This is a genomic window from Streptomyces sp. 3330 (assembly GCF_031456635.1).
GTDB lineage: Bacteria > Actinomycetota > Actinomycetes > Streptomycetales > Streptomycetaceae > Streptomyces.
In genome coordinates this window covers 413,423-425,848 of record NZ_JAVDVA010000004.1, presented here as the reverse complement: position 1 = coordinate 425,848, position 12,426 = coordinate 413,423, and the positions used below count along the sequence as shown (strand labels likewise).

Genomic DNA, 12,426 nt, shown 5'->3' with positions numbered 1-12,426 from the left:
GGGACCAGCGACAGGAGGGGCGCCGGGGGCCCGGTCGGCCCCGATCGGATGCGGTCAGCTCCGGGTGAGGCGGTAGGTCTTGCTGTCGGTCAGCACACAGAACCCGGGCGAGACGACGATCACCCGCAGGGTGCCGGAACGGCGGTCGTAGTCGACGCCCTCGGCCTCGAACGTGCCCGAGCAGGAGCTGCGCAGCGGGACCTGGCGCAGGGCGGTGACGTGACCGGTGACGTCGGAGGTGCCGTTCGGTTCGGCGGACAGGTCGATCTGCAGAAGGGGCTTGGTGATGCCGAAGAGGGTGCCCGCCGGGTCGTCCGAGGCGCACAGCAGGGTGGTCGGGCCGGTGAAGTCGCAGCCCTGGACGTCGCGCACGGCGTGGTCGAGGCGGACGGTCGACACCTGCGGCAGGTTCGCGGAGGGCGAGGTGGCGGGGTTGGCGCCCGGGGTGGGGAAGACGAGGAACCGGGTCATGGTGCCCCACTCGCCGGACAGCATCCACTGGCTGTTCGGGGTGATCGCCGACCACGAGTTGTTCAGGGCCTCGCCGGTGCCGAGTGCGTGGACGTACTCCGACCAGGCGCCGCCGGGCGCCTGCACGCGGTACATCTTCGCGTTGTTCGAGTCGCTCTGGTACGGCTCGACGTAGTACCCGTCGTAGGAGGCGTCGGGGTCGCCGACGTGGTTCCAGCCCCGGGTGGAGACCGAGAAGGGGATGGTGCCGATGCCGGTGTACCGGTTGGCGCTGCCCGCCGGGACCTCGACCGACGCCAGGCCCTGGCTCTCGGTCAGCGGGTCGGCGCGGTCGGAGCCGACCTCGGTCCAGGTGTCGGCGGCCGCGGCGGGCGGGGCCGCGGAGAGGACGGTGACCGTGGCCACGGCCAGCGCCAGGAGGCCGGCGCGGGTGGTGCGGGCGGTGCCGGCCGTGGCGCGACGGCGGCGGACAGGACGCAGCGGCATGGGACTCCTCGCCGAGGGGGGTGGGGGGCGCTCGGCGGACAGTCTGGCCCGGCCTCATGGTCATGTACAGACCAATTCAGTGACCGGGTGCGGGCCTTGAGGAGAACGGCGCGCGACGCCGTACTGGAGGAGCATGAAGAAGGGCGCGCGAGGCGTGGGAGAAAAGGGTTGAGCACGGTAGAACAGGGGAGTCGGCACGGGGGACGGCGTGCCGCATCGATACGCGGAGGCGGTGCGTGGCATGAACGGAGCCGGATCGTCCGCGGCTGAGGGCGGTGGGCCGACCGCGCCCAGCGGCCTGCTGGACGTGCTCAACGTGGCCTCTGTGGTGCTCGACACCCAGGGCCGCATCGCCCTGTGGAGCCCCCAGGCCGAGGAGCTCTTCGGGTACTCGGCCAACGAGGCGCTGGGGCGCTACGCGGCCCATGTGATGGTGCACGAACGGCACGTCGACCTGGTCGTGCAGCTGTTCGCCGACGTCATGGCCACCGGCGAGAGCTGGGCGGGCGCCTTCCCGATCCGGCGCAAGGACGGCACCACCCGGTTGGTGGAGTTCCGCAACATGCGCCTGATGGACGACCGGGGGGACGTCTACGCCCTCGGCCTGGCCACCGACCGCACGACGGTGCGCCGGCTGGAACGGGACCTGGCGCTGTCGACGCGGATGGTGGCCCAGTCCCCCAACGGCCTCGCCGTCCTGGACACCGACCTGCGGTACGTGTCGGTCAACCCGGCGCTGGAGCGGATCAACGGCGTACCCGCCGCCGATCACGTCGGCCGGACCATACACGAGGTGCTGCCCCGGCTGGACGCGGCCCTGGAGGCGGCGGCGCGCCAGGTGCTGCGGACCGGGGAGCCGCTCGTCGACCGGTCCACGGTCGGCCGCACCCCCGCAGATCCCGACGAGGACCACGTCTGGTCCCTGTCCCTGTACCGCCTGGAGGACGCCCGCGGCACGGTGCTGGGCGTGGCCGTCTCGGTCGTCGACGTCACCGACCGGCACCACGCGGCCGTGGAGGCCGAGGCGGCGCGCCGCCGGCTGGCGCTGATCGCGGACGCCTCCGCCCGGATCGGCACCACCCTGGACCTGGAGCGCACCGCCTTCGAACTGGCCGACGTGGCCGTGCCGGAACTGGCCGACGTGGCCGCGGTCGATCTGCTCGACGCGGTGATGGCGGGCCGGCGTACCAGTCTCAAGCCCGCCGAATCGGCCGTGATCCGCGCCCTCGCGGTGCGCGCCGCCGACGAGCCGGACGCCCTGCGGGCCGCCGACCAGCCCGGGCAGGTGGCCCGCTACGCCCCGGACCGGCTGGTCACCGAGTGCGTACGCTCGGGCCGGCCGGTCATGGTGGCCCAGGTCAAGGACGAGGACCTCGGGCGGATCGCCCACTCCCCCGAGGCGGCCGCCCTGCTCGCACGGGCCGGCGTGCACTCGTATCTGGCCGTGCCCCTCATCGCGCGGGGCGAGGTGCTGGGCGCCCTCGACCTCAAACGCACCCGCAACCCCCTGCCGTTCGGCCGTGACGACCTGCTGCTCGCGCGCGAGCTGGCGGCCCGGGCGGCCGTCCAGATCGACAACGCCCGCTGGTACCAGAGCGCCCGGACCACCGCGCTCACCCTCCAGCGCAGCCTGCTGCCGAGCCACCCGCCCGTCACCGGCGGCCTCGAGGTCGCCTCCCGCTACCAGCCCGCGGGCGCCACCACCGAGGTCGGCGGCGACTGGTTCGACGTCATCCCGCTCCCGGACGGCAAGACGGCGCTCGTCGTCGGCGACGTGATGGGCAGCGGTATCGACGCGGCCGCCACGATGGGCCGGCTGCGCACCGCGACGACCACGCTGGCCTCCCTCGACCTCGACCCGGCGGTCCTCCTGGAGCATCTGGACCGGATCACCCAGGGCCTCGACCACTCCATCGCCACCTGTGTGTACGCCGTGCACGACCCCCGGCTGGGGAGATGCCGGATCGCCAACGCCGGCCATCTGCCGCCGGTGCACCTGCGCGCGAGCCGCCCGCCGGAGCTGCTCGACCTGCCCACCGGCGCGCCGCTGGGCGTGGGCGGGGTGCCGTTCTCCACGACCGACGTCGACTTCGCCCCCGGCGACCAGCTCGTGCTGTACACGGACGGCCTGGTCGAGACCCGCACCCACTCGCTCGACGAACGCCTGGAGGCGTTGCTGGCGCTGCTCGACGATCCGGCGCGGCCCCTGGAGGAGGTGTGCGACCTGCTGCTGAGCGCGCTGCACCACCCCGACAACCACGACGACGTGGCGCTGCTGCTGGCGCGTGCGCGGCCCGAGGAGTGAGCGGCGCCGCCCGTCCGACGCACAGGCTTTCGTTATCGCTTCCTTACCGGGCACCTCGGACAATCACAGTGAGGCGTGGCAGCGGTGCCGCCGTCGTGGCCGAGGGAGAGTGATCCGTGATGCAGGAACCGGACAGGCCGCAAGGACCGGAAGAGGCCGAACAGCTCCCGGCACCGGTCGACGGGGAGCGCGGCCGCGCGGACGCGCGCGCCTCGTGGCGGCGCCGGCCGGGCCGCGGCCGGGCGCTGCTCGCGGCCACCGCGGTCGCCGTCCTGGCCCTGGGCGGCACCGTCGCGTACGCGGCGACCTCCGGGGACTCCGGGGGCGGCTCGCCGTCGGCGTCACCGTCCGCGTCCTTCTCGGCGGGGCCCGGTGGACGGCACGGCCACGGCGGCCCGTGGTTCGGCCTCGGCGGGGACGCGGCGCACGGCGAGGCGACCGTCAGGGATCCCGGCACCGGCGAGTGGATCGTCCGCGTCTGGCAGCGGGGCACCGTCGCGAAGGCCGCCGACGACCGGGTGACCGTCAGGAGCGAGGACGGCGTCTCGTGGACGTGGACGGTGGGCGCGGACACGGTCGTGTCGGCCGACGGCGACTCCGGCTCCGGGGCCGGCGCGCTGAAGAAGGGCGACACTGTCCACGTCCTCGGCTCCCGTTCCGGTGACACGTACGTCGCCGACCGCGTCCTGTCCGGCGCCCTCGGCGAACGCGGCCCGGGCGACCGGCACGGCGACCCCCACGGGCACGGCCCGTGGCACCGCGGGGAGGACCGCTCCCCGGGCCCCACGGGCGGCGGAGCCCCTACCTGACCCTGGTGCCGACGACCACGTGGGCGCACAGCTCCTCGTCGTGGGCCAGACGCACCGTCAGGCCACTGCGGGTGAACGCCTCGACGGCGGCCGGGGCCTGGCGCTCGCTGGTCTCGACGAGGAGACAGCCGCCGGGGGCGAGCCACCGGGGCGCCTCGGCGGCCACCCGGCGCAGCACGTCCAGGCCGTCGCCGCCGCCGTCGAGGGCGGTGAGCGGCTCGTGGTCGCGGGCCTCGGCCGGCAGCAGCGGGACCTCGTCCGTGGGGACGTAGGGCACGTTCGCCGCCAGGATGTCCGTACGGCCCCGCAGTCGTCCGGGCAGCGCCGCGAACAGGTCGCCGACGTAGGCGCGTCCGCCGTGCTCGGCGATGTTGCGCCGGGCGCAGCGCACCGCCGCCGCGTCGATGTCCGCCGCGTGCAGCTCGACCGGTCCGAGGGACGCGGCGAGGGCGGCGCCGACCGCGCCCGAGCCGCAGCACAGGTCGACGACGACCGAGGCGTGCGGCACCGCGGCGAGGGCCTGGTCGACGAGGAACTCGGTGCGGCGGCGGGGCACGAAGACGCCCGGCCCGACGGTGATCCGCAGACCGTGGAACCCGGCCCAGCCGACGACGTGTTCGAGGGGCAGGCCGGCCGCCCGGCGGGCCGCCATGGCCGCGGCCTCGTCCGGCGTGCGGGCCGCGCCGAGGATCAACTCGGCCTCGTCCTCGGCGAACACGCACCCGGCGCCGCGCAGAACGGCGACCAGGTCGTCACGGGAGGCGCCCGGGGAGGCGGCAGCCGCGGCGGGCGCGGGCGAGGAACCCGGGCAGGCCGAAGGACGGGAAGGCGAGAGGGGCGGAAGGGGTGAGGAAGGGGAGGGCGAGGAGGCGGGAGAAGGAGGGAGCATGAAGCCGAGAAGCCTTTCGGAAGCCGAAGGGCGCTCTCACGGTCGCCTACCGGCGGCGATCCACGCTGTCACCGGAGGAGAGCACCCGACCTGACACTGCGGTAATGGGTCTCACCTCCTCGGTCTCGCGCGACTGGGGACCTCCGCAGCCGGACGGCCGCCACCCTACCCCAGAGATCGGACGCCGTTCCCGGCACGGGGCACCCCCGTCCGCCAAGTTGTACTATGCAACCAGAGCAGTGAGGGAGGACCGGTGGAAGCAGCCGAGGCCGTGGAGACGATCCAGCGGGAGATGACGAGCTTCGCCCGGCGGGCCCGCGCCTCGGCGGGCCGGCTGCATCCCGAGCTGTCGCTGGTGTCCTACACCCTCCTCGGCCACCTGGAGGAGAGCGGCGGCTGCCGGGCCACCGACCTCGCCGCGCACTACGCCCTGGACAAGTCCACGGTCAGCCGCCAGGTCGGCGCCCTGGAGCGGGCGGGTCTGATCGAGCGGCGACAGGACCCGGAGGACCACCGCGTCCAGGTCCTGCACCTCACCGACGCGGGCCGCCGCATGCTCGCCCAGGTCACCGAGAGCCGCCGTACGGCCTTCCGCGAACGGCTGGCGCAGTGGCCGGAGGCGGACCTGGAGCGGTTCGCGGAGTACCTCGTGCGCTACAACGCGTGGCGCGGGCCCGCCGCCGGGAGCGACCTCCCTCCCCCGGCGGCCTTCTGACCTCCGCCCGGCCCGCTACGCCACCGGGACCGGCTCCCGCCCCTCCCCCAGCCGCTCCGGCACCCGTGCGGCCAGGAACGCCGTTCGGCGGCGCAGCCGGAAGCCCAGGGACTCGTAGAGGCGGATGGCGTTCGTGTTGCCGGCGCCGGTGTGCAGGAAGGGCGTCTCGCCGCGTTCGCGGATGCCGTGGGCGACGGCCAGGATCAGCCGGGTCGCGAGGCCCTCGCCGCGGAAGGCGGGGTCGGTGCAGACCGCGCTGATCTCGGTCCAGCCCGGCGGATGCAGACGCTCGCCGGCCAGGGCGATCAGGGCGCCGTCCCGCCGTATGCCGAGGTAGGCGCCCAGTTCGATGGTCCGGGCCTCGAACGGGCCCGGCCGGGTGCGGGCGATCAGGTCGAGGATCTCGGGGACGTCGGCGGGACCGAGCCGGACCGCCTCGGGTTCGGGTGCGGCGGCCAGCCCGTCGTCGACGAACTGCACGCCCTCGACCTGCAGGGTGAGCTCCCACCCGGCCGGGAGCTCACCGCGAAAGCCCGGCAGCGGGACCTCCGCGCCGGGACCGGCGAGCGCCGCGAGATCCGCCCAGTCGTCCGCGTCCGGCTCGTCCGGCAGCGCCAGCCAGGGCGACACGTCGAGGGGGTAGCGCAGCACCCGGCCCCGGCGCTCGGCGAAGTGGGCGTGCGGACCGGTGAGGGAGGCGAGGGCGGGGTTGTCGAGGACGTGCCGGGGCCCGGTGCCGCTCATGCGTCCGCTCCGATCTCCAGGACGACCTTGCCGCGGGCGTGGCCGCTCTCGACCTCGCGCAGCGCCTCGCCCGCCCGCTCCAGCGGGAACGTGAGGGTGACCTGCGGGTCCAGGTCGCCGCGCACGACCAGGTCCGCCACCGCCCGCAGCACGGCCGCGTCACGGGCGCGCGCCACCCGCGCGCCGCCCAGCCGCTCGACCTCCTCGGCCGGGGCTCCGGCGGTGATCAGCCGCGAGCGGTCCCGCACCAGCCCGGCCGCCTCGCGCAGCACCTCGCCGCCGACGAGGTCGCAGACGCCGTCGACGCCGTCCGGCGCCGCCCGGCGGACGCCCTGCGCCCAGTCCGGGCCGGAGGTCACGTGCACCGCGCCCAGCGACTCCAGGAAGTCCTTCTTGCCCTCGCTCGCGACGCCCACGACCCGCAGTCCGCGGGCCCGGGCGATCTGCGCGACGGCGACGCCCACGCCGCCGCCCGCCCCGGTGACCAGCAGGGTCGCTCCGGCCGGCAGGTCGAGCTGCTGGACGCCGTCGTAGGCGGTCGCCGCGGCCACGGGAAGGGTCGCCGCGTCGGTGAACGACAGCGCGGCCGGCTTGTGCGCGGTGATCCCGGCGGCGAGCAGCGCGTACTCGGCGTAGCCGCCCGCGACCGCGGTGCCGAACACCTCGTCACCGGGCGCGAACCCGGTGACTCCCTCGCCGCTCTCCTCGACCACGCCGGACACCTCGTTGCCCAGGACGGCGGGGAACGCGCGCTCGCCGCCCTCGCCGGGCCGCCGGTAGCCGGTGCGCTGCTTCCAGTCGACGGGGTTCACCCCCGCCGCGCGCACCGCGACGAGCACTTCGCCGGGGCCTGGCCGTGGGCGGTCCAGGTCGACGAGGGCCTCGGTCTCCGGGCCGCCGTACCGGGTGAAGACGTACGCCTCGGGCATCTGCTCCCACTCTCCTTCGCTGGCACCGGACCGCTGGGCCGCTGGATCCGGAACGACACGTGCAAGGGCCGGGGCGCGAGAGCTATTCCTCCCTGGCGGGACTGTTCATACGGGCTTAACGATCGGTGGGCGGACGCGGTGCGGAGCACGGCTGACATGCACGTACGGTGGACTGCGTCAGCAAACCGCCGCCCTCACGCTGGAACCGCATGAACGTCACCCGAGGCTTCACCGGCCGCCCCCGCGTCCACCATCCGGGCCTGCCCCCCGGTCAGTACGACGCGGGCGACGACTGGCCCGTGCTGTCCGCCGAGGTCACGCCCGACCTCGCACCCGCCGACTGGACCTTCCGCGTCGACGGGCTGGTCGCGGCGCCCCGCACCTGGGACTGGGACGAGGCGCACACGCTGCCGGAGTCCGCGTACGAGGGTGACATCCACTGTGTGACCAGCTGGTCCAAGTTCGGGGTGCGGTTCGGGGGCGTGTCCCTGGACGCGTTCCTCGCGGCCGTCCGGCCCGACGCGTCGGCGACCCACGCCGTCGCGTACGCGCACACCGGCTACACCACCAACCTGCCGCTGTCCGACCTGACCGGCGGAAAGGCGTGGATCGCCTGGGAGTACGACGGGAAGCCCCTCGCGGCCGAGCACGGCGGTCCGGCGCGGCTGCTGGTGCCGCACCTGTACTTCTGGAAGAGCGCCAAGTGGATCGCGGGCCTGCGGCTCCTCGACCACGACGAGCCGGGCTTCTGGGAACAGAACGGCTACCACGCGCGGGGCAACCCGTGGGAGGAGCAGAGGTACGCCGGTGACTGAGACCTTCACTCCCCCGACCCGCTTCGCGGTGCCCGGCCGGATCGCCGTGAGCAACCGGGCCGCCGCCCTGTGGCAGACGGCGACGCTCACCGAGGTCCGCCGCGAGACACCGCACGCGGCCACCTTCCGGTTCGCGGTGCCCGCCTGGGCGGGGCATCTTCCGGGCCAGCACCTGATGCTGCGGCTGACCGCGGAGGACGGCTACACCGCCCAGCGGCACTATTCGATCGCCTCCGCGCCGGACGACGGCGGGCACGTCGAGCTGACCCTGGACCACGTGGACGGCGGCGAGGTCTCGGGCTGGTTCCACACCCGGGCCGAGCCGGGCGACGAGGTCCGGGTGCGGGGCCCGCTCAGCGGCTTCTTCGCCTGGCCCGGCGACCGCCCCGCACTGCTGATCGGCGCCGGCTCGGGCGTCGTCCCGCTGATGTCGATGGTCCGCCACCACCGGGCGCGCGGCCTCGACGTGCCGCTGCGGCTGCTGGTGTCGGCGCGTGGCCCCGAGGAGCTGATCTACGCGCGGGAGTACGGCGCCGAGACGACTCCCGTGTTCACCCGGAGCGCGCCGGAGGGCGTGCCCGTGGGGCGGCTCGCGGCACATCACGTCGCTCCGCTGCTCGCCGAGGAGCCGGCCGGCGGCTGGGAGGCGTACGTGTGCGGCTCGAACGCGTTCGCCGAGCACGCCTCGCGGCTCCTGGTGCAGGCGGGGCAGCCGGTCGACCGCATCCGGATCGAGCGCTTCGGCTGACCCCGCGGGCCGCCCCGCCGGCCGCTCCCGCCCCGCCCGTCCCCCGCGTCACCGGCCGCCGAGGGGCCGACGTGAACGATGCGTGAAACGATGTACTCCGAACGGAGTATGACGCTCATGTGGGCACTCGTACGCGTGACGGCGAGGAGGTCGACATGCGAGGCCGGGTGCGGGGCCGACGCAAGCGGGACAATCCGCTGCGTCGCAGGTCGGATGTGGTCGAGGCGTGGACGGCGCTGATCGTCGGCGTGCTGCTGCTGGTCGCCGTGCCGCTGGCCGGGACGCTCGCCGGCCGGTGGGGTCATGCCGACGCCCAGGCGGTCGCGGACCGGCTGCGGGCCGAACGCCACCATGTGCGCGCCGAGGTGGTCGGGAACATCCCCGAGACCATGCCCTCGGTGGAGGGCGTCAGGCAGCCGATGTTCCCGGTGACCGTGCGGTGGACCCCGGCGGGTGAGGCCGCGCGGACGGCCACCGCCCGGGTCCCGGCGGGCACGCGCGCGGGCGAGGTGGTGGACGTGTGGTTCGACACCCGGGGCCGGAGCGTCGCACCGCCGCCCAACGACACGATGGTGTGGCAGCACGCCCTCACCATGGGCGCGTGCGCGGCCGGGGGCACCGCCGCCGTGGTGCTGCTCGGGCACGCGGTGATCCGCCGGGTGGCGATGCGCCACCGGCTGGGCGAGTGGGAGCGGGAGTGGGCCCGCACCGAACCCCAGTGGACCCGCCGCAGGCCCGCCTGAAGCTCCTGACCAGGGTCTGGCGGGGCCTCCTGGTGCCCACGTACGGTGTGATCATTCGTATGGGCACTTAACAAAAGGCGGTCCTTCATGCCCCTGTTCGACCTGGCCGACGAGGAGCTCCGCGCCTACCGCAGCACGTCCACCGAGCCCGAGGACTTCGACGCGTTCTGGTCCAAGACCCTCCAGGAGGCCCGCGCGCACGACCTGGACGCCCGCTTCGAGCCGGTCGACACGGGCCTGACCACGGTGCGGGTGTACGACGTGACCTTCGCCGGGTTCGGCGGGCATCCCGTCAAGGGCTGGCTGACGCTGCCCGCCGGGGCCGCGGAGCCGCTGCCCCTGGTCGTGGAGTTCGTCGGCTACGGCGGAGGACGCGGGCTGCCGCACGAGCACCTGCTGTGGGCGTCGACGGGCCGCGCGCACTTCATCATGGACACCCGCGGCCAGGGCAGCGCGTGGGGCGGGGGCGGCGGCACCGCGGACCCGGTGGGCGGCGCGCCCGCGTACCCCGGTTTCATGACGCGGGGCATCGACGCCCCGGAGAACTACTACTACCGCCGGGTGTTCACCGACGCGGTGCGCGCGGTCGAGGCGGCCCGCTCCCACCCGCTGACCGACGCGGCGCGCACCGTGGCGGTCGGCGCGAGCCAGGGCGGCGGCATCACGATCGCCGTGGGCGGTCTGGTGCCGGATCTCGCGGGCGTGGCCCCGGACGTGCCGTTCCTGTGCGACTTCCCGCGCGCGGCGATCCTGACGGACCGTCACCCGTACCGCGAGATAGGCCTGTTCCTGAAGACGCACCGCGGCCGCTCCCAGGACGTCCTGGGCACCCTGGCGTACTTCGACGGGGTGCACTTCGCGTCCCGGGGTTCGGCCCCCGCGCTGTTCTCGGCGGCCCTGGAGGACCAGACCTGCCCGCCGTCGACCGTGTTCGCCGCCTTCAACGCATGGGCGCACGAGGACAAGGAGATCGAGGTGTACGACTTCAACGACCACGAGGGCGGCGGCCCTTATCAGGAGGCGGCCAAGCTGCGCTGGCTGCGCTCGTACGCCTGAGGGCCGGCCCGTGGACACGCGTGCCGCCGCCGAGCGGTTCGTCGGGGTGTGGGAGCGGGCGTGGGCGTCGCACGACGTGGCGGCGCTGCTGGAGCTGTACGCCGAGGCCTGCGTCCACCGGTCGATGCCGTTCCGCGCGCCGCACCGGGGGCGGACCGAGCTGGAGGCCTATCTGCGCTGGTCCTTCGCCAGGGAGCGGGTGACCGACGTGCGGTTCTCGCCCCCGCTGGTGGGCGCGGACGGGGTCGCGGTGGCGGAGTTCCGGGTGCTGTCCGAGGAGGACGGGGCGGCGGGCACGCTGGCCGGCTGTGTCTTCGCCCGGTTCGACGAGAGCGGGCTGGCGGTCGAGTCACGGGACTACTGGCACACGGCGGAGGGCCACCAGGAGCCGACGGGGCGGACGTTCCTGCTGTGACCCCGCGCCCGGTCGGCGCACTTCCCTCCAGTCCGACCAGTCGGTATGTTCGGGTTGCCCGGGCCGCACCGCAGCGGTCCGGGGTTCCGGCGGACCACGGAGGCCCCATGTCCGAGCACGTCCCGCAGATCCACGGCCACTGCGACCCCCGGTTCGCGGCGGTGCGCGACGCCTTCGAGGAGAACTTCCGCGACCGGGGCGAGCTGGGCGCCGCGGTGAGCGTCACGGTCGACGGCGTGCCGGTGGCGGATCTGTGGGGCGGCTGGGCCGACGCGGCGGGCACCCGCGCGTGGGAGTCGGACACGCTGGTCAACGTGTGGTCCACGTCGAAGGGCCCGACGGCGCTGTGCGCGCACCTCCTCGCCGACCGGGGGCTGCTCGACCTCGACGCCCCGGTGGCCGCCTACTGGCCGGAGTTCGGCGCGGCGGGCAAGGAGGGCGTGCTGGTCCGGCATCTGCTGTCGCACCGGGCGGGCCTGTCCGGGCTGCGCGAGCCGCACTCCCTCGAGCAGCTCTACGACTGGGAGTTCACCACCGCGCGGCTCGCGGCCACGGAGCCCTGGTGGGAGCCGGGCACCCGGTCCGGTTATCACGCGCTCACCTACGGCTTCCTGGTCGGGGAGCTGGTGCGGCGGGTGTCGGGCCTGCTGCCCGGAGCCTTCCTGGAGCGGGAGGTGACCGGCCCGCTCGGCGTCGACTTCACGATCGGGCTGCCGGAGAAGGAGGCCGGGCGGGCCGCCGAGCTGGTGCATCCGCCGGTCGTCTCGTCCAGCGAACAGGCCGCCGTCTTCAGCCAGTTGGCACCGGCGGCGCTCGCCGCGCTGACCAATCCGGTGGCGGGCGCGCGGGAGGCCAACTCACCGCGGTGGCGGGCCGCCGAGATCCCGGCGGCGAACGGGCACGGCACCGCGCGGGCGGTGGCCGCGCTGTACGGGATCTTCGCCGGCCGGGGCTCGTACGGCAGCCGGCGCGTACTCTCCCCCGAGGCGGCCGAGCGGGTGCGCGAGGGGCAGGGCGCCTGCCGGGACCTGGTGCTGGGGGCGGGCTTCGCGCACGAGACGGAGATCGGGCTCGGCCTGTGGCTCAGCGGTCCGAACGGATCGTACGGACCGAACCCGCGCGCTTTCGGACACGACGGCTTCGGCGGCTCGTGCGGGCTCGCCGACCCGGAGGCCGGGGTGTCACTGGGGTACGTGATGAACCGCATGGGACCGCACATCGCCGACGACCCGCGGAAGACGGCGTTGGTGGACGCCCTGTACAGCACGCTCTGAGCGACGGCGCGGAGGAGGGCCGGGGCG

Annotated in this window: 13 protein-coding genes; 9 read left to right on the top strand and 4 right to left on the bottom strand. The window is 74.7% G+C overall.

What is annotated here, in order from left to right; translation table 11 throughout:
- Positions 1–54: 54 nt before the first annotated feature.
- Complete coding sequence (locus J2X68_RS09960) at positions 55–957, bottom strand: hypothetical protein (protein ID WP_310432107.1); 903 nt, start codon at positions 955–957, stop codon at positions 55–57.
- 241 nt (positions 958–1,198) lie between these two features.
- Between J2X68_RS09960 and J2X68_RS09955 the strand changes: the two genes are divergently transcribed.
- Together J2X68_RS09955 and J2X68_RS09950 are read left to right on the top strand one after the other, a co-directional pair.
- The gene (locus J2X68_RS09955; RefSeq protein ID WP_310432106.1) at positions 1,199–3,262 is read left to right on the top strand and encodes a SpoIIE family protein phosphatase; all 2,064 of its coding nucleotides are present in this window, start codon (positions 1,199–1,201) and stop codon (positions 3,260–3,262) included.
- Positions 3,263–3,381: 119 nt separating this feature from the next.
- Positions 3,382–4,071, top strand: coding sequence for a hypothetical protein (locus tag J2X68_RS09950; protein WP_310432105.1), 690 nt, complete (start codon positions 3,382–3,384; stop codon positions 4,069–4,071).
- Here the strand turns inward: J2X68_RS09950 and J2X68_RS09945 are convergent.
- Positions 4,064–4,789: a putative protein N(5)-glutamine methyltransferase gene (locus J2X68_RS09945; RefSeq protein ID WP_399039611.1), complete on the bottom strand. Its 726-nt coding sequence runs from the start codon at positions 4,787–4,789 to the stop codon at positions 4,064–4,066. The genes J2X68_RS09950 and J2X68_RS09945 overlap by 8 nt on opposite strands.
- Before the next feature lie 424 nt (positions 4,790–5,213).
- Between J2X68_RS09945 and J2X68_RS09940 the strand changes: the two genes are divergently transcribed.
- Positions 5,214–5,675 carry a MarR family winged helix-turn-helix transcriptional regulator gene (locus J2X68_RS09940; protein ID WP_310432103.1) on the top strand — a complete coding sequence of 154 codons (462 nt, stop codon included), beginning with the start codon at positions 5,214–5,216 and terminating at the stop codon, positions 5,673–5,675.
- A 15-nt stretch (positions 5,676–5,690) separates the two neighbouring features.
- Here J2X68_RS09940 and J2X68_RS09935 read toward each other — a convergent pair whose 3' ends face one another.
- Positions 5,691–6,419: a GNAT family N-acetyltransferase gene (locus J2X68_RS09935; protein WP_310432102.1), complete on the bottom strand. Its 729-nt coding sequence runs from the start codon at positions 6,417–6,419 to the stop codon at positions 5,691–5,693.
- On the bottom strand, positions 6,416–7,348 hold the full coding sequence (locus J2X68_RS09930) for an NADP-dependent oxidoreductase (protein WP_310432101.1): 933 nt from the start codon (positions 7,346–7,348) through the stop codon (positions 6,416–6,418). The genes J2X68_RS09935 and J2X68_RS09930 overlap by 4 nt, the downstream gene beginning before the upstream one ends.
- Positions 7,349–7,557: 209 nt before the next feature.
- On the opposite strand from J2X68_RS09930, the gene J2X68_RS09925 reads away from it, so the two are divergent.
- From J2X68_RS09925 to J2X68_RS09900, 6 genes are all read left to right on the top strand, one after another.
- Positions 7,558–8,163, top strand: coding sequence for a sulfite oxidase-like oxidoreductase (locus tag J2X68_RS09925; RefSeq protein WP_310432100.1), 606 nt, complete (start codon positions 7,558–7,560; stop codon positions 8,161–8,163).
- Positions 8,156–8,911: a ferredoxin reductase gene (locus J2X68_RS09920; protein ID WP_310432099.1), complete on the top strand. Its 756-nt coding sequence runs from the start codon at positions 8,156–8,158 to the stop codon at positions 8,909–8,911. The genes J2X68_RS09925 and J2X68_RS09920 overlap by 8 nt, the downstream gene beginning before the upstream one ends.
- Before the next feature lie 155 nt (positions 8,912–9,066).
- Positions 9,067–9,654 (top strand): DUF3592 domain-containing protein, encoded by a 588-nt coding sequence (locus J2X68_RS09915; protein ID WP_310432144.1) that lies wholly within the window; start codon positions 9,067–9,069, stop codon positions 9,652–9,654.
- An 87-nt stretch (positions 9,655–9,741) separates the two neighbouring features.
- Positions 9,742–10,710: an acetylxylan esterase gene (locus J2X68_RS09910; protein WP_310432098.1), complete on the top strand. Its 969-nt coding sequence runs from the start codon at positions 9,742–9,744 to the stop codon at positions 10,708–10,710.
- Positions 10,711–10,720: 10 nt separating this feature from the next.
- Positions 10,721–11,125, top strand: coding sequence for a nuclear transport factor 2 family protein (locus J2X68_RS09905; protein ID WP_310432097.1), 405 nt, complete (start codon positions 10,721–10,723; stop codon positions 11,123–11,125).
- Positions 11,126–11,232: 107 nt separating this feature from the next.
- Positions 11,233–12,399 carry a serine hydrolase domain-containing protein gene (locus J2X68_RS09900; protein ID WP_310432096.1) on the top strand — a complete coding sequence of 389 codons (1,167 nt, stop codon included), beginning with the start codon at positions 11,233–11,235 and terminating at the stop codon, positions 12,397–12,399.
- Positions 12,400–12,426: the final 27 nt, after the last annotated feature.